The sequence below is a fragment of the Shewanella sp. Iso12 genome (assembly GCF_012030025.1).
GTDB lineage: Bacteria > Pseudomonadota > Gammaproteobacteria > Enterobacterales > Shewanellaceae > Shewanella > Shewanella algae.
The window spans coordinates 122488-142937 of sequence record NZ_JAAUHW010000006.1; the positions used below are offsets into that span (position 1 = coordinate 122488).

The window sequence follows — 20450 nt, forward strand, 5'->3', positions numbered from 1 at the left end:
AGGTTGGAATAAAAAAGTCAGGTTAATCCTGACTTTTTTATTGGGATACTCAGTCTTTGACCAAGCTGTAACGGGCGGTAAAGCGCGTTAAAACTGGGCTATCAGTTCCTTTTGCCGTTCACTTTGGCGGGTCAACTCTTCGCCGTGATGGCTTGCGGCTTCACTGTTGCTGGTCAGGCTGCCAACCCCTTGTTGCAACTGCTCTGAGTGGCGGTGCAACTGCTCAACCACACAGGCTTGCTGCTCCGTGGCAACGGCGATTTGCTGGCTGTGTGCGGCAATTCGGCCCAGGGCACTGGTGGCTTCATCCAACCGCTGCGCCAACTTTTGCTCCAGTTGCAGACTTTCTTTGGTCAGTTGCTGGCTGCGCTCCATCTCGGTCACTGTCTGCCGACTTTGCAGACTGAGCTCGGCAATAATTTGATGTATTTCACCGGCGGATTCACCGGAGCGCATTGCAAGGTTACGTACCTCATCGGCCACCACGGCAAATCCGCGGCCGGCTTCACCGGCCCGGGCCGCTTCGATTGCCGCATTGAGTGCCAGCAGGTTGGTCTGATCCGATAGTTGCTCTATCACTTCCAGCACGGTGTTAATGCTGCTGCAGCGTTTATCCAGCGCCAGCAGTTGAGCCTCCACCTTGGTAAGCAGAGCGGTGATTTCACTGTTGGCTGCGCGGCTGGCGGCCAGGGCTTCGAGCGTTTGCCGGTTACTTTGCTCAAGCTCAGTGACCTCGTTGGCGGTGTCGGCGGAAGTTTCGGCAATCTCTGTCACAGCACCTTTGAGTTCGTTGATGGCATCACCTTGCTGTTTCAGTGCGCCGGTTTGCTGTGCCAGTTCGCGGTAGTTGGCATCGACTGCGGCCTGATGGGCACTCAAACTGTTATCGAGGATCTCACCGCTGTCTTTTATCCGCCCTGTGATGGCGAATATCTCGGCCTGCTGCATTCTCAGGCTCAATTCCAGCTCGGCGAGTTCATCTGTGCTGTTACAGTAAATAGCCTGCATCAGTGGATTATTCTGTACTCCGCGGCTGAGTTGACTGACATTTTTTAACCTTTGTTTGAGTCTGAAAAGGCTCCAGCCCATCAAAGTTGCCGCGGTGCAGACAGGCACAAATTGCCAGAGGCCGCTTAGCCAGGGCAGGGGCACCAAGGATAGCAGTGATGCACCCCAGCATAGTGCCAGTTTGGTTGTCAGGTCGAGTTTAACGCGTGGCAGTACTGATTTTCCCTGACTGATGGCCAGGTAGCAGGCCTCGGCTCTGGCAATCAGTTCTGGTGTTGCCTTGGTTCGCACTGATTGATATTCAACTATTTTGCCTTTTCGGCGGATCGGGGTGACGTAGGCGTTGACCCAATAGTGACCACCATCCTTGCGGCGGTTTTTCACCAAACCCATCCAGCTGTTGCCACTCTTGATCTGTTGCCAGAGATCGGCAAAGGCTGCCTTGGGCATATGAGGATGGCGCACTATGTTATGCCCATGGCCCAACAACTCTTCATGGGAAAAGCCACAAAGTTCGACAAATTCCTGATTGATGTGGGTGATACGCCCTTTGAGATCTGTGGTTGATAGAATACGGGCACCTTCAGGCACCGGCGTCTCGATGCCGGTAATGGACAAATCTCTGCTCATTTTTGTTTTTATTTAGGGTGGATTAATTCAGCGGATGATTATCGACAAAGATGAGCGTCAAATTTGTGACAGCGAACAAATGGTTAACAATTGTACCGAAGCGGCTTGTGAAAGTTAGAGCAGGATCAAAAGCGGCATCAAAGATACCGCTTGGGTAGGAGTTTTTATCAGGTCTTGACTCGGGTCACATCCACGAACAGGGTCAACATCTGTCCGGGTTGCAGGTATTTACTGGCCTTGAGCTGGTTCCATTCCAGCAGATCATCCACAGTGACATTGAACTTGCTGGCTATTCGTGCCAGCGAATCCCCGGAGCGAACCTTGTATTTCACGGTGCGCATTACGGCGTTGGCATTCTGGGATTTGCCAGAGGCTTTAGTCCAGATGGTCAGCTGTTTCCCGGGACGCAACGGCGTCTTGGCCGAGATACCGTTCCATTTCACCAGCTCGTTGACACTGACACCATTATCCTTGGCTATCTGCCACAGGGAGTCACCGGACTTGACATGGTAGCTGCGTTTACTCTTGCCGGACTTATTCTGACCCAGACGCTGCTCTTTGGAGAGCGGGTAGGCCGATGCATCCTTGAGGGCGACCGGGATCAACAGGTGCTTACCGGCGACAATATTGTTGCCACTGATGCCGTTGACAGAACGGATCACATCGATACTGGTATGATGTTTCTTGGCTATCACTCCAAGGGAGTCACCCTTACGGATCTTGTATCTGAGCCAGTTGAGGCGCTCGCTGGGTTCAGTGCTGGCCAGGGCGATTTCAAACTCTTTGGCCTTGTCCAACGGCAGTACCAATTTGTGTGGCCCTTCCGGCGCTGTGGCCCAGCGATTAAAACCCGGGTTGAACTGTTGCAGTTCATTGACTTCCATACCGGCCAGGCGCGCCGCCAGAGCCAGATCTATCTGGCTGCCGACATCGACAACTTCCAACTTCTGCTCGTTGGCAATCGGTGTCAGGTTAATGCCGTATTTGTCGGCGTTTTTGATCACATCGGCCAGTGCCAGCAGTTGCGGCACATAACGCTCGGTTTCCTTGGGCAGTGACAGGGACCAGAAATCGGTAGCTTGCCCCTTTTGACGGTTACGCTTAACCGCGTTCAACACCCGACCTTCGCCTGTGTTATACGCGGCAATGGCATAGAGCCAGTTCTCGCCCGTCTTGTCGTAAAGGTATTCCATCATATTCAGCGCAGCGGCCGTGGCAGCTGGTACGTCGCGGCGTCCGTCATACCACCAGTTGATCTCCAGACCAAAATGCAGCGCCATGGGCGCCGTAAACTGCCACAGCCCGGAGGCGGCACCATGGGAGTAGGCAAAGGGGTCGAAGGCACTTTCCACTATCGGCAGCAGCGCCAGCTCCATCGGCAATTTACGCTCTTCTATCTGCTCGACAATCAAATACATAAAAGGGGCAGCCCGCTCGGAGATCTGCTCCAGGTGTCTTGGATTATTGATGTACCACTGACGGTACTGGCGCACCAGCTTCTCATCGGGAACCGGCATATTGAGTTGGCTGCGGATCCGTTGCCATACATCTGTGACAGCGACTTCCGGCTCACTGATGACTTGTGGAGCCTGAGTGATGACCGGAGCCGGAGTGGCCTTGACCGGCGCTTCGGCAGTGGACTCCGGCGCCTGAGACAGCAGCTGACAGCCGCCAAGCAGGGAAAGGCTCCCCGCCAACATAAAAAATCTGATTTGCTTCAAAAACAGCAATCCTCGAATGATGGCCTGAACAGACAGGCAAACGCACATCAAACGGAAACCCGGGATAGGCCTGGTCCCTTGGCCCGGGATAGTACCTTGGGTGGTACTTTTACCCTGGTTTTGTTTCCGTGGTGAAAAAGAAGTGCCGTTACTGGAAGCCAAGTATTGTTATTTAAAACAAGTAGATAAATCTATCTTGGCCTAGCGTTGTCATAATAACGACACAAAAAAGCGGCTTATTGTAACCCGGTTTTCAGAAATTGTCTTTCCATTGCCTGAGAACTGCAAAGCGGCTCACGGGATCATGGCAGGGGTGGCCGCTGTGGGCCTCCAGTACGTTCTGCAGTGTGTTCTTTTGGCAGCGCATAAAGGGATTGATGGCCTTTTCACGACCAATAGTGGAGGGGAGTGTGGGGTGTTGCTGCTCGCGCAGCGCTTCGGCTGCAAGTTGGTAGTCAGCCAGTGCCTGGTTATCCGGCTCAACGGCTTTGGCAAAACGCAGATTGGCCAAGGTGTACTCATGGGTGCAATACACCTTGGTGTTGTCATCGAGGGCCGCAAACTGACTCAAGGAGTGGTACATCTGTTCGGCACTGCCTTCAAACAGGCGGCCGCAGCCGGCGCAGAACAGGGTATCGCCGCAAAAGAGGGCATCGCCAATCAAGTAGGCGATATGATCCAGCGTGTGCCCGGGAACCTTGAACAGTCGGCACTCTAAAGCAAATCGGCCTTGCCTAGGCTCAAGCCGATATTCGCCTTCCTCGGTTAGTACCCGGGTAATGCCTTTGATGGCCGGATTGGCAGGCCCGTATACCGGGAGCGAGCCGAAAGTTTCCTTTAAGGCCTGGATACCGCCGGTATGGTCGCTGTGATGGTGAGTTATCAGTACCCCGGCCAGCGTCAGATTATTTTGTGCCAAAAAAGCCAACACGGGCGCGGCATCACCCGGGTCCACCACCCAACAGCAATCACCTTGGGGTGCCACTATGGCCCAGATATAGTTGTCATCGAAGGCGGCAATGGGCGTTATCTTTGGCCGGGCGAGGGGGACATTGACATTGGACATAAGCTCAAGGCTCCTTTGAGTCGACGGGATCAGTTTCAATTTTACTGAGCCTCATACTTGCTTGTATAGGGGGTTCGTTATTAAGCTGAGCCTAGAACGGCTTAACCGGAGTATCTATGCCTCTCTCGTCTGAGTCCAGACCCAGCTCCTGGGACAGTTTGCCAGCCGGTGAGACTATTAAACGTGAACTGGAAAGCAAACTGGCCTATTGGTGGCCCAGAGTGTTTGGTTATCATCTGTTGCGCCTGGGGGCCTTAAGCCGCGAACTCGAGATCAAAAACTGTCCGGTCGGGCATCAGTTTTCCCTCTATCCCGGCAACGGCGCTTCGATAGTTGCCGATTTTGCCTCGCTGCCGTTGGCTCCGGCCAGCATAGATGCGGTGGTGATGAACCTGGTGCTGGAGTTTGAGGCAAACCCTTACCGGATTTTACGTGAAGCCGACAGAGTGCTGGTCAGCGGAGGTTATCTTTTCATCGTCGGGATTAACCCGTTCAGCTGCGCCTTTTTCGGCAAGCTGCTGCCCAGATTTCAGCAGGCTTTACCCTGGAGCGGCCATTTCTTTATGCCGGCCAGGGTCAAGGACTGGCTGGGGCTTCTGGGGTATCAGTTGGTGCACGATGAGCGGCTCTTGTACCATTCGCTGCTCAGCGAAGCCGCGCCCTTGAGGATATGGCATCATTGGCAGCAAAAGTGGCTGCCGGGTACCGGCTCTCTGTATCTATTGGTGGCCCGCAAGCTGGATTCGCCGTTAACCCCCTTGGGGGATAAACGTCGTCAGCGGATCCCCGGCTGGCAACCCACGCCGACACCGGGATTCTCCGGCAGGCAACTGGAGCGCCACACTAAAGAAGAGCAATAATTGCAATGCGTATTACCCTGAAACAGTTAATGATTTTTGAAGCCGTGGCCCGCACAGGCCAGGTGGCCAAGGCCGCCGAGCGGGTTAACCTCTCCGCGCCGGCCACCTCCATGGCACTGTCGGAGCTTGAAAAGCAGCTCGATACCCGTTTGTTTGAGCGTATAGGCAACCGCTTGCAGCTCAACTCTCAAGGCAGTCTGCTGTTGCCACTGGCCAGCGATGTGCTGCAGCGCATCGAGCGCATAGAGCAGGCTTTTACTCCGAACAACCATGAACTGGCCGGTATGTTAAATGTCAGCGCCAGTTCCACCATAGGCAATTTTCTGCTTGCCAAGGCGGCGGTGGCATTCAGCCAGCAGCACCTTCAGACTCAGGTCGACTTGGCGATAGACAATACCCGTAAGGTTATCCGTGATGTGGCCGAGTTTCGCGCCGAGTTGGGCTTTATTGAAGGTTATTGCCTCGACAGTCGTATCGCCGTATTGCCCTGGCATCAGGACTGTCTCAAGGTGTTCTGCCATCCGGCGCACCCGCTGGCGGGAAGCAAGGTATCGCCAAGCGAGCTCAAGGGGCTCTCCTGGGTATTGAGAGAAGAGGGCTCGGGCACCCGGGAGTACTTTGTCGATGCCGCCAACCGCCTTGACCTGCAGCCAGAAGCCCGTTTCTGTTTTCCAACTCCGGATGCCATCAAACAGGCGGTGAAGCAGGGCGCCGGGCTTGGGGTTTTGTCTGAGCTGACACTGGATAAAGAGCTGGCTCGCAGAGAGCTGGCGTTGGTGGAGGTGGAGGGACTGGCGCTCGAGCGGCCGTTTTACCTCATCCGCCACAAGAGCCACAGCCTGACGCCGTTGGCGCAGGCCTTTATCGACTTTTGCGGCAAATTTTTGAAACTCAAGACAGTCGCGGACAAAGGTAGTCATTAGAGACCAAGCCTCTAAAGACTGTAGCCATTAAAGACTGGCCTGATAACCCTGATCGACTGTGGCAGGGTTGGCCTCGGCGGCTTCGCGGGCCAGGGTGTCGCAACGCTCGTTCTCCGGGTGTCCGGCGTGGCCCTTGACCCAGCGCCAGTCTATCTGATGCTGTTGCGTGGCCTTATCGAGTCGCTGCCAGAGATCGACATTTTTCACCGGCGTCTTGTTGGAAGTGACCCAGCCTTTTTTCTTCCAGCCGTGGATCCATTGGGTGATCCCCTGGCGCATATATTGGCTGTCGCTGGTCAGCACGATTTTGCAAGGCTCTTTCAGGCTCTCAAGCGCTATGATAGGTGCCAGCAACTCCATGCGGTTGTTGGTTGTCAGGGCAAAGCCACCGGAGAGTTCTTTGGTATGCTGTTTATAGCGCATGACAACACCATAGCCGCCGGGCCCGGGGTTGCCCAGGCAAGAGCCGTCGGTGTATATCTGGATCTGTTTCAGTTCGCTCATCAAGTTGTTACCATATCCGGCAAATGCGGGCGAGTATACCCGTAAATTCACTCAGGAAGCTGCAAAAAATAGATGAATATCATATCGAATGCCAGTCGGCAGATCATTCTGGATACCGAAACCACAGGTATGAACCAGGGCGCAGGCCCCGTCTATCTAGGCCACAGAATCATTGAAATCGGCTGTGTGGAAGTCATTAACCGCCGCTTGACCGGCCGCACTTTCCACCAGTATATCAATCCGGGCCAACCCATTGATGAAGAAGCGATTGCGGTTCACGGTATCACAGATGAGAGAGTGGCCAACGAGCCCAGGTTTCATGAAATAGCCTCCGACTTTATCGCCTTTATTCAAGGGGCGGAGATTGTGGCTCACAACGCCTCGTTTGACGTGAGCTTTATGGATCATGAGTTTTCCATGACCCATCCCAGGGGGCCGGTGACGGCGGATATTTGTCAGATCCTCGACTCCCTGGCCATCGCCAAGTTTTTGCACCCAGGGCAAAAGAACAATCTGGATGCCCTGTGTAAGCGTTATCACATAGACAACTCCCGCCGCGAGTATCACGGCGCTTTGCTCGATGCCGAGATCCTCGCCGATGTTTATCTGGCGATGACAGGCGGCCAGACCAAGTTCAACCTCTCCAGTGAACAAGCAGGTCAGGAAGCCGGCGGCATCATGCGTCTCGATGCCAATCGCGCAAAACTTAAAGTGATCGCCGCATCGGCCGATGAACTGAATATGCATGAGCAAAGGCTCGATTTAATTGCAAAATCAGGCAAGTGCCTCTGGCGCGACGAGCCACAACCTATGGATTGAAGCAAATAATGGGATTGAGACCAGCGCTGGGCCTCATGGTGTGTCTGCTGCTTGGCCTTGGGGCCCCGGCTGTGGCCGAGATAGTACCCAAGGAACAGGCCTCTGAGCTTAAGAATCGTTTTCGGGTTGACCATATGGTCGACAGAATCGTGCTTCTGGTGCAGCGGGAATACGGCTCCGCCCCTGTGGTGGTGGTTTTGCCTGATGGCAGTAAATGGTATGCCTCGCGCCACCCGGAGAATGTCAAATGGACCGATGGCGTCACAGGCGACATGATTGCGGTGGAAAACCCTGTGCCAGGCCCTTGGCAGCTCATTGGTAAAGTGGTGCCCGGCTCGCAAATCACCCGGGTATCCGAGCTGGGGATTGAGGTGGATGAACTGCCTCAGCCACTGTATCAGGGCGAGCGCCTTAAGCTGACCGCCCATCTCACCGGTGATTCGCTGAGAATGCGACTTCCCGGGCTTGAATACCTGTTGCAATGGACGGCGCGTTTTGTTTCCTCCCACAAACCGGGCGATGAAAACTTTGCCGCCGGTACCCTTATTGTCGGCAGTTATCAGGACAACGGAGAGGCGCTGGATGAACGGCCAGATGACGGCACCTTTACTTCCAATATTAACCTCAACCAGCCCTGGGGAGATTACACCCTGCAGGTCAGTGTGCAAAACGATGTGTTTGAACGTGAGTTCAAACAGGCATTTCGCCTCGAACCTTCGCCTGTGGATATTAAGGTGGTTGAGCCGGACGATCCCCTGACTCAGCCATGGGGCCTGATGCTGAGTGCCAATCCAGACATTCTGCGCCTTGAGGAAACCTATTTCGATATTGAGCTTTTGGGGCCGGCCGGATTGCAACTGCCGGTTACCGTGCGTCAGCCCACAGAAGGCACCACGCAACTCGTGCTGCCCCAGGTGAGTGACTTTGGCAGTTACCGTATCAAGGGCACTGTCTTCAGCACAGACAAGCAGGGAAGGGAGCTGGTGTTGACCCTGCCGGAGCGCTTTTTCAATTTTGTCGAGCCACCCAAGCCGCCACCGAGCGCCGAAGAGATGGCCGCCAGGGCTGCAGCAATAGCAGCCAAAGAAGAAGCGGCGGCCAAACAAAATGCCCTTTACCTGATCATAGGGGGTAACGTCTTGCTGTTACTGTTTGGGGTCGGTGCGATTCTGTTTTGGCGCAAGCGTCAAAGTCTGAAGCAGGCCTTGGCTGCGGCTGAAGAGCAGTTGCTGGCAAAACAGCAGGCGGCGCCCAAGGAAGATGATGTGCAGGAGATTGACCTGACCCTACCCGATGAGGATGAGCGCAAATCCAACTGAACATCTTGATTATCCATGCTTTGCTGATTTTTTAGCTAATCGGGATCCTCGGGGTAAAAAAGTTGTTGACGCTGACAAGGGGCCTACGTATTATTCCCGGCAACTTGAGTGGAGCGGTAGTTCAGTTGGTTAGAATACCGGCCTGTCACGCCGGGGGTCGCGGGTTCGAGTCCCGTCCGCTCCGCCAGTCAAGTTAACGAATTCAAGCCTTATTGCCCAGGTGATAAGCAAGAGTTTGGAGCGGTAGTTCAGTTGGTTAGAATACCGGCCTGTCACGCCGGGGGTCGCGGGTTCGAGTCCCGTCCGCTCCGCCAAACAAGCAGAAAGCCCAGTCAGCAATGACCGGGCTTTTTGTTTTATCTGGTTTCAAGCCGAATCTGGCACATTGCCACAAAAATTTCTGATCCCATCCTCTTTAACTCATATATGCTCATACAGAAACAGCGATTGACTCTGGCGTTGCTCATGCTGTAAAGCTGTTTCGGGTCGCCCGAAAGAAACAAAAAAGGATTCTACTTATGGTTGAAAAAATCACCGCCATGCTGGCGTTGATAGGAGTCTTATCTCTGGCGTGTCAGTGGATTGGCTGGCGGATGCGTCTGCCGGCGATATTACCGCTGCTGCTTTGTGGTTTGTTGCTGGGTCCCGGGCTGGGTTTACTGGATCCCGATGCGATTTTCGGCGACTTGCTGTTTCCCATCATCTCCCTCGGGGTTGCTGTCATTCTGTTTGAAGGGGCGTTGACGCTCAACTTCAAGGAGATCAAGGATCACGGCCGGATGGTGACGCATTTGGTGTCTGTGGGCGCGCTGATCACCTGGGGTTGCATCGCCTCGGCGGCGCATTTCCTGCTGAGTTTTGATTGGCCGCTGGCACTGTTGTTTGGTGCTTTGGTAGTGGTTACCGGGCCGACTGTGATAGTGCCCATGCTCAGAACCGTTAAGCCCAAGTCTCAGTTGGCGAGCATTCTGCGCTGGGAGGGGATAGTGATAGATCCCATAGGCGCCATGCTGGCGGTGTTGGTGTTTGAGTACATTACTGTCAGCGCCGGGCAGACAGCGCATGTACTGCTGGCACTCGGCTCTATGCTGGGTATTGGCCTTGGGCTTGGTGCCTTGGCCGGTTATCTTGTCGGGCGGGTGCTGAGAAGCAATCTTTTGCCCCACTATCTAACCAACACGGCTGTACTGACCATAATGCTCGGGGTCTTTGTCGGTTCAAACCTATTGCAGGAAGAGTCCGGCCTGTTGACCGTGACAGTAATGGGGATTTGGCTCGCCAATATGCGCGGCGTGGATATTGCCGATATCCTCGAGTTCAAAGAGACACTCACGGTGCTGCTTATCTCGGCGCTGTTTATTTTGCTGGCGGCCAGGTTGGATTCGTCGGCCATGCTGGACCTTGGTCTGGGCGGCCTTGGGGTACTGGCAGTGGTGCTTTTGGTGGCCAGGCCGCTGAGCATTTGGCTCTCGGGTATAGGCACTTCGCTCAGCAGCGCTGAAAAGTGGTTTTTGAGCTGGGTGGCGCCGCGGGGGATAGTGGCGGCGGCCGTGTCATCACTGTTTGCCATCAAGCTGGAAAAGATGGAAGTGCCCGGCGCCGAGACCATAGTGCCACTGGTGTTTTTAATCATCATAGGCACAGTTGTGATCCAGTCGCTCACCGCCAGACGCTGGGCCAGTATTCTTGGGGTGCAGGCAGGCTCTGCCCGCGGCCTGCTGATCTTTGGCGCTTCCAAGTTTTCCCGGGAGCTGGCCAAGGTGCTCAAGAGCAAGGATATCAAGGTGATCCTTGCCGATAGTAACTGGGATAACATTCGTTTGGCGCGGATGGATAATATTCCGGTTTACTTTGGCAACCCGGCCTCGGAGCATGCCGACACCTATCTGGATTTGACCGGCATCGGCAAGGTGTTAATCCTGTCTCCCTATCGTCAGCTCAACCCTGTGGTCTATTTCCATTTCCAGGATATTCTCGGACAGAAGAAGGTTTATGGTCTCAGTAACACGGAAAGCAATGGTACCAGTGCCCGCCATCAATTGTCTGAGTCCTATTTGAAGCGTATGTGCCTATTCGGTGAAACAGTCTCCTACGCCAAGCTGGCCAGTTTGATGTCCAAGGGCGGGGTGCTGAAGAGCACTAACCTGACAGAAAGCTTTGGCTACAAAGACTTTTGCCGCCGCTATGGTGAAACGGTGGTGCCGCTGATGTACCTGAAAAATGGTAAGGTCACTATGTTGACCGGCAACACTACAGATTTGCCAAGCGGAATCGAGCTTATCAGCCTGATCCCCAAAGAGGCGCTGGCGGAGGCATCGGCGCTCAAGGAAGCGGAGGAAACCCTCAAGCAGGCAAGGGCTGAAGCCGAGCAAAAGGCCAAGGAGCAGGAAGCGAAAGAGCAGCAAACCGCGCTAACTGAGGCTGATGTTCAAGACAAAGTGAGCTGTGATAAAGAGGGCGAAGCCGGTGGAAAAGAGAGCGGGAAAGGTAATGGGGAAGACAAGGGGAAAGTTACCGCCTGATCAAATTTGAGCCACAGCGCCGAAAGCAAACGGGAAATACCGGGTCATTAAAACGGCCCGGTATTTTTATATCACAAGGTTTGGCTATAGAAGATTAATGCAGCATCAAATCTTGAGATGCCGGATTGGCGCTTCCTGTAACATGCCTGCTATAGTCCGGGCACCGCAGGCGTTAAAGATCAGCCATCAAAGAGGTGAACCATGTCCGATTTTGCCGTTTCCTCCGAAGCAGAAGCGTTTTCTTTGCAGGAGAGAGAAGCCTTGTACAAGGCGATATTTGCCCGCCGCGATGTACGCAGTCAATTTTTGTCAAAGCCGGTTCCTGAAGAGAGCTTACAGAGGATCCTGGATGCGGCGCACCATGCGCCCAGCGTTGGCTTTATGCAGCCTTGGGACTTTATTCTGGTGCGCAGTGAAGCCAAGCGCCGCGCCATTAAACAGGGGTTTGATGCCGCCAATGCCCGTTCGACGGAACAGTTCAGTGGCGAAAGACTGCTTCATTATCAGCGGTTAAAGCTTGAAGGTATTCTTGAGGCGCCTTTGGGGATCTGTGTGACCTGCGATCCCAGCCGCACCGGGCCTGTGGTACTTGGCCGCACCATCAAGCCGGAAATGGACAACTACAGTGCAGTTTGCGCGGTGCAAAATCTGTGGCTCGCCGCCAGAGCCGAAGGCCTGGGTGTGGGCTGGGTCAGTATTCTTGATGATGAAGTGCTGCGTGAGACCTTGGGGATACCTGAGGAGATAAGAATTATCGCTTATTTGTGTCTGGGGCGGGTGAGCGCTTTCAACGATACCCCTGAGCTTGAGCGCAAAGGCTGGTTGCCCCGGCGACCACTTGAGTTGGCGGTCCATGAAGATGGCTGGCAGGCTGCGCAGCAGCAACAAACCGATGAACTGCTGGCCGAATTCTTGCGCCAAAGAGAGCGCCAAAGCGGAAAATGACATCTCATTCTATAGAAACAGTTGAGCTAAGCGCAGATATGAGCTCAAGGCAAGGATGAAATGGCAGAGCGGTAAGGTCGGTGAAAAATAGGTGGATATAGCTACAAGAAGATAAGCACAGAGAAGATAGAGACATAAAAGATAGACACATAAAAGTGATCAAGTCTGCCTCGCCATAAAAGAAAAGGAGACTCAGAGTCTCCTTTTTCATGCTTGTTACTCGGCAGGTTTAAGCAGCTTGTTCTTCGCGGCTGTCCTGCTCCAGGCTCTGGGCCTTGAGTTCGGCGGGGTCAAAGTCATCCACGTTGATGGATTTCATTCGGCCGATTTCAGCGCGCTCCAGCAGGGCCACTTCATCATCGCTCAGAACCCCCAGCGCCTTGCCTTCTGCGGCCACTTTATCCAGCCACATAAAGGGTAGACGTTTGCCGGCAGCCTTACAGACTTTGTCATACAAGGGCTCTGCCGCCAGTATGTCTTTGAAGGTCTGCTCCTGAATACCTACGGCATTGTTGTCGCAAGCTTCCCAGAATTGTCCCTTACCCAGACGGTCACGGCTGGCACAAGGGGTCTGCATTATCTTGGCTACCTTGTGGTCCAACACATCACTTGGGCGCTTCAGTGGTCGACCGAAGGGGAACAACACCAGGCGCAGCACGCCGCCGAGGCCAGCAGGGAAGTTATCCAGCAGATCATCCAGAGAAGACTGCAGCTTGTAGAGCGCGTCTTCAACCGCCCACTGTACCAGTGGCAGATCTTCACTCTGACGGCCTTCATCCTGATAACGCTTGAGGGTTGCCGATGCCAGATACAACTGGCTGAGCAAGTCACCCAGGCGGGCAGAGATCCGCTCTTTACGTTTGAGGTTACCCCCTAAGGTCGCCATCGCCAGATCCGACAGCAAGGCCAGGTTGGCACTGAAGCGGTTCATATGCTGATAGTAACGCTTGGTCTTGTCGGCAAAAGGCGCATTGGAGAAGCGACTGCCGGTGAGGCCCATCCACAGACTGCGGATAAAATTACTTGTGGTAAAGCCGATATGGCCAAACAGCGCCGCATCAAAGTTATTCAGGCCACGGTTTACGTCGCTATCAAAGGCCGACTCCATCTCTGCCAGCACATATGGATGGCAGCGAATGGCGCCTTGACCATAGATGATCATTGAGCGGGTCAGAATGTTGGCCCCTTCAACCGTGATGGCGATAGGTGCCGCTTGATATCCGCGTCCCAGATAGTTGTTGGGGCCAAGACATACCCCTTTACCACCGTGAATATCCATGGCGTCGATAACGCATTTCTGCATTCTGTCGGTCAGGTGATATTTGACTATCGCCGAGATGACAGAAGGCTTTTCACCCAGATCAATACCTGTGGTGGTCAAGGAGGTTACAGCGTCCATCAGATAGGCGTTACCACCGATGCGTGCCATTGGCTCTTCAATGCCTTCCAGCTTACCGATAGGCAGCTTGAATTGACGACGAATGCGGGCATAGGCACCGGTTGCCAAAGCCGCGGTTTTAACGCCACCGGCTGAGTTGGAGGGCAGGGTGATGCCGCGGCCAACCGACAGGCATTCCACCAGCATGCGCCAGCCTTGTCCCGCCATTTTCGGGCCACCTATGATAAAGCTCAGAGGAACAAACACCTCTTTGCCTCGGGTTGGACCATTTTGGAACATACAGTTGAGCGGGAAGTGGCGTCGGCCGGTTTCCACACCTTCAACATCGGTCGGGATCAAGGCGCAGGTAATGCCCAGCTCTTCCTTATCGCCAAGCAGATGCTCGGGATCTTTAAGCTTGAATGCCAACCCCAAAACTGTGGCAACAGGTGCCAGGGTGATATAGCGCTTGTTCCAGGTCAGTTTCATCCCCAGTACTTCTTCACCTTGCCATTGGCCTTTGCAGACTACACCGAAATCCGGAATGGCGCCGGCATCTGAACCGGCCTCAGGGCTGGTCAGGGCAAAGCAGGGAACTTCCAAACCTTTGGCCAGGCGGGGCAGGTAGTGATCCTGCTGCTCCGGTGTACCATAGTGCTGCAGCAGCTCGCCCGGGCCCAGTGAGTTGGGCACACCTACGGTTGAAGCCAGTTCACTGCTGACACCGGCCAGCTTTTGCAGTACCCGGGATTGGGCGTAGGCAGAGAACTCCAGACCACCGTACTTCTTCTTGATGATCATCGCAAAGAAGCCTTTGTCCTTGAGGAATTGCCATACTTCGGCAGGCAAGTCCGCCAATTGATGGGAAACCATATGCTGGTTAACCATGCGGCAGACTTCCTCCACAGGTCCTTCCAGAAAGGCATGTTCTTCGGCGCTCAGACGGGCAACCGGATAGTTGTGCAGCTTCTTCCAGTTGGGATTACCGGCGAAGAGATCGGCTTCCCACCAGGTAGTACCGGCTTCAATAGCCTCTTTTTCGGTAGAAGACATCTCCGGCATGATGCCGCGATAGAGTTTAAGTAATGGCCGGGTTATCACACTCTGCCTGAAGGCACTCAGGTTCAGCGGCAGGGCAATAACCAGGAAAATTATCCAGCTAATCAGTCCAGTTACATCCAGCAGGCTGCCTGCTGCCATGACCACTGCGGCGGCTATGGTTGCGGTCAGCAGGGATACTCTGAGGTACGCTGCTGCTCCTAAAACCAAGAGCAATGCCAGGATCCATAGTAGGGTAGTCACTGTTTGTTCTCCTTAATAAAACGACCACTTTATTCAGTGTAGAACGCCTCGCTTGAGAGCGATCAAGATCACAATTATAGTATGTGGTCAGACCTGTGTCGCAATAAAATTAAACCTAAGCGAAATCGAATACAAGCATTTTTCAAACAATTGTTTAAATTTTTTATTGCAAGCAATAATTCCCCTGCCGACACGGCTTGGCTACAATGCCGCAGATAATGAAATAACAGATTCAGTGACAGGAAAAACAAGATGTGTGAGCTGCTGGCGATGAGTGCCAATGTGCCAACGGATATTGTCTTCAGCTTTACCGGGCTGGCGGAGCGAGGCGGGGTGACCGGGCCCCATGTGGATGGTTGGGGGATCACCTTTTATGAAGGCAAGGGCAGCCGCACCTTCAAAGATGCCAGCCCCAGCAGCCAGTCCCATGTGGCAAGCCTTATCAAGTCATACCCGATCAAGAGTGAAGTGGTGGTCAGCCATATTCGGCAGGCCAACCGCGGTGAAGTCTCGCTGGAAAATACCCACCCCTTTACCCGCGAGCTTTGGGGCCGCTACTGGACCTATGCCCACAACGGCCAGTTGTCTGACTATGAACAGAAGTTTCAAAGCGGCCGCTTTCAGGCCGTGGGTGACACAGACAGTGAACAGGCCTTTTGCTGGATAATGAGCCGCCTGGTCGAGCGTTTCGGCGAATCCGAGCCGGACGATATTTTGCCCGTGTTTGAGTATGTGGCCCAGCTTGCCGAGGAGATCCGCACTCTTGGGGTGTTTAATATGATCCTCAGCGATGGCCGTTATCTGATGAGTTATTGCAGCAATAACCTCTGCTATATCACCCGCCGGGCGCCCTTTGGCCGGGCGCAGCTGATAGACACGGATGTGGTGATTGATTTCGACACCCAGACCACCCCCAAGGATGTGGTCACTGTTATAGCCACCCGGCCGCTGACCGGCAATGAAAACTGGCAGCTGTTGGCGCCGGGGGACTGGAAATTATTCCGTCTTGGCGAGCTGGTTATTGACTTCCGAGCCCAGGCTCAGCTTGGCTAACTTGATATCGAGCTGCTTACTGCCTGACTCAAAGTGGGTCAGGCGCACCGGCAGCCAGCCGAGATCCGGCGCCATCCAAACAAAGGTCTGCCGCTTGGTGCTGTCGCGGACCACTTCCAGTTTCACCGTGTTATAGACGCCACTGTCCAGTGTCATCCGCTCCTTGCCGACTATCTTGAAACGATAGTCATCTATCTCGTTGTCCTTGACCAGCTCATAGGCCAGGGGCTCCTTGCCGGCGGCGAGATCCAGCCGAAACTGCAGCTGCACCATCAGGGCATCGTAGAGAGTGCCTGAATAGTCCAATTTGCTCTTTTCATCCTTGTAGCGACTGAAAATTTTGCCCTGTTCCTTGGCAAAGGCTATCTGCTCATTGAAGTTGGGGCCAGTGCCGGTTCGCTGATGGCTGAAGCGCAGCGGCGTCAACTGACCATCCTGATAGGTAAATTCACTGCGGATATGGCGTTTATCGCTCAGCACCAGCAGGCTGAGATCGCTGTCCAACTTGTATTGATAGAAGTCGCCCTCTGGCGGCAACAGCATAAAACGGGCGCCACCGAGATTGATTTCGCCATAATTGACCTGATATTCGGCGGTGTGGGGTGCCAGGGGGCTGGTCTGCGCCCATAACGGCAAGGGCAGTAACAGTATCAAAAGTAGAAGCGAACGGATCAAAGGCAGTCTCCTGTGGTTAAAACGGCATGGACAAGACCAGAGTGGCCATGTCCGGCCGCCACTCATATTCAGACAGGGCAATTCTGCCTTGGTTCACTTGTACGCCTTCGCTGCGCAGCAGGCTCATCTGTAGCTGAAACGGATGGGTATCCTTGGCAAAGGAGATTTTCCCCTGACTGTTGATAACCCTGTGCCAGGGCAGCGCCAGGCTGTCCGGCGCCTGTTTCAGTGCCCGGGAAACATAGCGTGCCCGTCCGGGCAGGCCTGCATAGTCGGCAATTTTGCCATAGCTTGCCACCCGACCTTCGGGGATCAGTGCAACTATATGCCAAATCTTCTGCATTGGACTTAGTGGCGGGGCGCTCGTTTCCGGGGTCATCTTGGCTCCTGATGCTATTGGCGCAAATTATAATACCATTCCATAGCGGAGGTTACTCACTTGGCAAAAGTGCCTTGGCGGCTCTGTGCTGCACACGCAAGGTTTGCCTTTTGATGCTTTTTCGCCATAATGGCGCCCATTGAACGCCAAGTCGAGTAAATTGAGAATATAACCCTATGGCAATTATGGATATTTTGACGGTTCCCGATCCCAGGCTCAAGCGTAAAGCCAAGCCTGTCACCGAAATAGAAGCCGTGCAGCCTTTCATCGATGATCTGTTGCAAACCATGTATCACACAGACGATGGTATCGGCTTGGCCGCGACCCAGGTGGGCAGTGAACACGCGATAGTCGTCATTGATATCTCAGAAGAGCGCAATCAACCTCTGGTGCTGATCAATCCGCAGATCACTGAGTCCAGCGGCGAATTTATCGGTGAAGAGGGCTGTTTGTCCATTCCCGGTTATCGCTCCAAGGTAAAACGCTTCGAGTCGGTCACTGTCAGCTATCTGGATCGCCAGGGCCAAGCCCAGACGATCCACAGTGATGATTTCCTGGCCATAGTGCTGCAACATGAAATCGATCATCTGCACGGCAAGGTATTTATCGAGCATCTCTCCCGCCTTAAACAGGAGATGGCACTGAAGAAGGTGCGTAAGTTTACCGCCTAAGCAATAGACTTAAGTTGGGCTTCGCTGCAGTTTGGTAGTTGCAGCGGCAGCTCAAGCAATATGCTCAAACCGCCCTGAGGCCGGTTGATCGCTTGGGCCGAGCCGCCCAGGAGCTGCATACACTGGCGCACAATCGCCAATCCCAGCCCATAACCTCCCTGAGAGCTGTGACGCGCTTCATCCAAACGGGTGAAAGGGTTGAACAAGGCTTCCAGTTGCTCTTTGGGGATCCCGGGTCCATTATCGCTGACACTCAGCTGCAGTCTGCTATCACCCAATTTGTCGTCACCCAATTGAGATACCTGGATTTCCACCCGGCAGGTTTCACCGGCATATTTGAGGGCATTGCGACAGACATTTTCCAGCGCCCGCTTCAAGTAGGCCATATCGGTATGCAAAGTTTGCTCATCAATGGGGGCCTGTGCCCAGACTATGCTTTGCTTGGGGCCAGACTCAAACTCCAGATCCTGCAGCAGTGAGCGGCGTAATTCTGTCAGGGTAAAAGGCGCTGCCGTCAGCTTGATGAAGCCGTTGCTCAGGCGGCTGAAGTCTAAAATAGTGTTAATCAATTGCGCCATCTCTTCGCCCTGGCGTCTTAGCCTGGCAAGCGGTTGTTGATGTTCCTCCCCCAAGCGATTTTCCAACAGGTGTAAGGCCAGCTCCTGCCGGGCAAGGGGAGTGCGCAGTTCGTGGGATACATCCCTCAGTAACCGCTGCTGGGTTTGAATGCTCTTTTGCAGCTGCTCGGCCATATGGTCAAAGTCGGTCGCCAACTGGAAAAATTCCGGCTGCTTTAGTGAAAAATGGCCGGCAATCCGGGTATCGAGTTGGCCCTGTGCCAGCTGACGGGTGGCACTGCGCAGTAAACTCAGCGGCTGGATCAGATGGCGGCTCAGCAGACGACTGAACAACAAAAGCACCAGTAGTCCTACCAGGATACGGATAAGCCAGAGGCTTTTATCCAGTTGCTGCGCCGGGTGTAAAGAGGCGTTGAGTTGTACCACCAAGAGCAGGGGATTGTCCGGCTCCAGGCTATTGCGTAGTGGCAGGCCTATCAAAGGTTTTTGCACCCTGTCCCCCATAGGCTGCTGCAACTGCTTGAGGAAATTGAGTTTGTAAACAAAGTGCGGGTGCATTTCCCGCTGACTCACCGCCTGCTGCTTGCTATCCAGCACATAGAGTACAAATGCCTGACGCCCCTCCCAATCCGCCAGTCCTGCTATATCGCCCCTGACGATATAGTCGTTGGCCTCATCGGCCAGTTGCTGTAACTGGCTTTGGGTCTGCTGGGGCAGCAGTAACAAGCGGTTTAGCAACATGGCTTCAATACTACTGGCGAGCAGCAGGATAAGCAGTAATGACACACCAAAATAGCCAAACAGTCGCCATTGGAGTTGGGAAAACAGGCCGGAAAAGGGCAGCAAGGCAAGCTCCTGAATTATTCGCTGAAGTCGAGAATATGTTTCGATAATCATTCTCATTTATTCTATCTCGGGTTAAGGCTTTGGCGCCAGCACGACTTGTCAGTTGGCTAAAGTTCGCTATACTGTATAAAAATACAGTATCGGTGTTTTTCATGTCTCTTTCAGCCAAAACTCACTCTGTAAAATCTGATCCAGCAAAATCTCAGGCCTTGAACGGTCTGCTGGAGCGCCGGGATCTCTGGTTGGGGCCGGGCAGTCAGGGCAAAACATTGGGGTATCCCAGTGGTTTTGAAGCATTGGATGCGCAGCTCAGTGATGCAGGGTGGCCAAGGCAGGGCATTTGTGAGCTTTTCAGTCAGTCTCCTGGGCACGGGGAACTCAGCCTGTTGTTGCCTTTGATGCGTTATTTACTGCCGGCTAAGTGTGGCTCTCATTCCGAAAGAAATCATTCGGCAAGAAGTCAGTCCGAAAAAAATCAGTCCAGAGGGGATGATTCCAGAGATACCATGATAATGCTGATAGCGCCGCCACTGCAGCCGCTGGCACAGAGCTTTGCCCAGCACGGTATTGCCGCCGAGCGTATTTTGTGGCTGGAGTTAACCCAGCGTAAAGAGGTGCTCTGGGCCATGGAGCAAGGGCTGAGCAGCGGCGCCTGTCCCCTGGTGCTGGCTTGGCTGGACAAGCTAACACTGACCGAGGCCAGAAGGTTGCAACTTGCCGCAGAGCAGGGCAAGGCGCTGGGAATTTGCCAGTTGCCTATGGCTCAGGCCGACAGCAATCATCCTGTCACCCTAAAGCTGGCTATCAGCACGGCTGGCGTTAATACCGTCAAGTTGCAAATTTTAAAGCGTCGCGGTGGTTGGCCCGTCCCTGAATTGCATCTGCGTGGCTTGCCGGCACTGGCGCTTGAACTGCCCCATGTCGAGCCGGGCGTGGTAACCCTGAGAAGCGGCAAGGCGGCTCCCAATCATTGCTTAAGTAACTCAACAGACTCAATTGAGCCAAACCATTCCGGCCGCAAGGCTAATGACCCTGTTCTTCACGACTCTGGTTTTCATGGCACTGTGCTTCATGGTCCTTGGGGGATGGCGCAGTCAACGACTGTTGCATCCAATGAAGGCGCGCCTAATCCCTGGACGGCACGGCAAGAGTCAAACAAGCCCGCGGGGCTTTTTCAAAGCGCTAATCCGCAAACGGTCAATTCTCAAACCACTCAAAACCATACTGCTCAGAGTCAAGAGGCTATCTGAG

The 20450-nt window shown here is 54.0% G+C and carries 17 protein-coding genes and 2 tRNA genes; 11 read left to right on the forward strand and 8 right to left on the reverse strand.

The window, feature by feature from the left end:
- Positions 1-87: 87 nt before the first annotated feature.
- The 3 genes from HCX89_RS12495 to gloB all read right to left on the reverse strand — a co-directional run bounded on the left by HCX89_RS12495 (position 88) and on the right by gloB (position 4425).
- Complete coding sequence (locus tag HCX89_RS12495; RefSeq protein ID WP_167716242.1) at positions 88-1638, reverse strand: PAS domain-containing methyl-accepting chemotaxis protein; 1551 nt, start codon at positions 1636-1638, stop codon at positions 88-90.
- A 167-nt stretch (positions 1639-1805) separates the two neighbouring features.
- Positions 1806-3338 (reverse strand): LysM peptidoglycan-binding domain-containing protein, encoded by a 1533-nt coding sequence (locus HCX89_RS12500; RefSeq protein ID WP_252348041.1) that lies wholly within the window; start codon positions 3336-3338, stop codon positions 1806-1808.
- A gap of 274 nt (positions 3339-3612) precedes the next feature.
- On the reverse strand, positions 3613-4425 hold the full coding sequence (gene gloB / locus HCX89_RS12505) for a hydroxyacylglutathione hydrolase (RefSeq protein WP_144168271.1): 813 nt from the start codon (positions 4423-4425) through the stop codon (positions 3613-3615).
- 116 nt (positions 4426-4541) lie between these two features.
- Here gloB and HCX89_RS12510 point away from each other — a divergent pair, with 116 nt between their 5' ends.
- Both HCX89_RS12510 and HCX89_RS12515 read left to right on the forward strand, forming a co-directional pair.
- Complete coding sequence (locus tag HCX89_RS12510; protein ID WP_028779263.1) at positions 4542-5285, forward strand: class I SAM-dependent methyltransferase; 744 nt, start codon at positions 4542-4544, stop codon at positions 5283-5285.
- A gap of 5 nt (positions 5286-5290) precedes the next feature.
- Positions 5291-6208 carry a LysR substrate-binding domain-containing protein gene (locus HCX89_RS12515; protein WP_071237593.1) on the forward strand — a complete coding sequence of 306 codons (918 nt, stop codon included), beginning with the start codon at positions 5291-5293 and terminating at the stop codon, positions 6206-6208.
- 27 nt (positions 6209-6235) lie between these two features.
- Here the strand turns inward: HCX89_RS12515 and rnhA are convergent, their stop codons facing one another.
- Complete coding sequence (gene rnhA, locus HCX89_RS12520; protein WP_025009664.1) at positions 6236-6712, reverse strand: ribonuclease HI; 477 nt, start codon at positions 6710-6712, stop codon at positions 6236-6238.
- Positions 6713-6784: 72 nt separating this feature from the next.
- Here rnhA and dnaQ point away from each other — a divergent pair, with 72 nt between their 5' ends.
- The 6 genes from dnaQ to bluB all read left to right on the forward strand — a co-directional run bounded on the left by dnaQ (position 6785) and on the right by bluB (position 12317).
- Complete coding sequence (gene dnaQ, locus HCX89_RS12525) at positions 6785-7531, forward strand: DNA polymerase III subunit epsilon (RefSeq protein WP_167716245.1); 747 nt, start codon at positions 6785-6787, stop codon at positions 7529-7531.
- Between the two features lie 8 nt (positions 7532-7539).
- On the forward strand, positions 7540-8850 hold the full coding sequence (locus HCX89_RS12530) for a TIGR03503 family protein (protein ID WP_107004764.1): 1311 nt from the start codon (positions 7540-7542) through the stop codon (positions 8848-8850).
- A 110-nt stretch (positions 8851-8960) separates the two neighbouring features.
- Positions 8961-9037, forward strand: a tRNA-Asp gene (locus HCX89_RS12535).
- A 50-nt stretch (positions 9038-9087) separates the two neighbouring features.
- Positions 9088-9164, forward strand: a tRNA-Asp gene (locus HCX89_RS12540).
- 204 nt (positions 9165-9368) lie between these two features.
- Positions 9369-11372 carry a sodium:proton antiporter gene (locus HCX89_RS12545; RefSeq protein WP_107004765.1) on the forward strand — a complete coding sequence of 668 codons (2004 nt, stop codon included), beginning with the start codon at positions 9369-9371 and terminating at the stop codon, positions 11370-11372.
- A gap of 201 nt (positions 11373-11573) precedes the next feature.
- Positions 11574-12317 (forward strand): 5,6-dimethylbenzimidazole synthase, encoded by a 744-nt coding sequence (bluB, locus tag HCX89_RS12550; protein WP_167716247.1) that lies wholly within the window; start codon positions 11574-11576, stop codon positions 12315-12317.
- 229 nt (positions 12318-12546) lie between these two features.
- On the opposite strand, the gene fadE is transcribed toward bluB, so the two are convergent.
- The gene (gene fadE, locus HCX89_RS12555; RefSeq protein ID WP_096141723.1) at positions 12547-14997 is read right to left on the reverse strand and encodes an acyl-CoA dehydrogenase FadE; all 2451 of its coding nucleotides are present in this window, start codon (positions 14995-14997) and stop codon (positions 12547-12549) included.
- 252 nt (positions 14998-15249) lie between these two features.
- On the opposite strand from fadE, the gene HCX89_RS12560 reads away from it, so the two are divergent.
- Positions 15250-16050, forward strand: a complete 801-nt coding sequence (locus HCX89_RS12560; RefSeq protein WP_025009668.1) for a class II glutamine amidotransferase — start codon at positions 15250-15252, stop codon at positions 16048-16050.
- Here the strand turns inward: HCX89_RS12560 and HCX89_RS12565 are convergent.
- The gene (locus HCX89_RS12565) at positions 15994-16722 is read right to left on the reverse strand and encodes a DUF3108 domain-containing protein (protein WP_231473497.1); all 729 of its coding nucleotides are present in this window, start codon (positions 16720-16722) and stop codon (positions 15994-15996) included. The two genes, HCX89_RS12560 and HCX89_RS12565, sit on opposite strands and share 57 nt — an antisense overlap.
- A 19-nt stretch (positions 16723-16741) precedes the next feature.
- Positions 16742-17104: an MGMT family protein gene (locus tag HCX89_RS12570; RefSeq protein ID WP_037436559.1), complete on the reverse strand. Its 363-nt coding sequence runs from the start codon at positions 17102-17104 to the stop codon at positions 16742-16744.
- A 176-nt stretch (positions 17105-17280) separates the two neighbouring features.
- On the opposite strand from HCX89_RS12570, the gene def reads away from it, so the two are divergent.
- Complete coding sequence (def, locus tag HCX89_RS12575) at positions 17281-17775, forward strand: peptide deformylase (protein ID WP_044734425.1); 495 nt, start codon at positions 17281-17283, stop codon at positions 17773-17775.
- Here the strand turns inward: def and HCX89_RS12580 are convergent.
- On the reverse strand, positions 17772-19199 hold the full coding sequence (locus HCX89_RS12580; RefSeq protein ID WP_243756855.1) for an ATP-binding protein: 1428 nt from the start codon (positions 19197-19199) through the stop codon (positions 17772-17774). The two genes, def and HCX89_RS12580, sit on opposite strands and share 4 nt — an antisense overlap.
- A 152-nt stretch (positions 19200-19351) precedes the next feature.
- On the opposite strand from HCX89_RS12580, the gene HCX89_RS12585 reads away from it, so the two are divergent.
- Positions 19352-20449: an ImuA family protein gene (locus HCX89_RS12585; protein ID WP_167716251.1), complete on the forward strand. Its 1098-nt coding sequence runs from the start codon at positions 19352-19354 to the stop codon at positions 20447-20449.
- Position 20450: the final 1 nt, after the last annotated feature.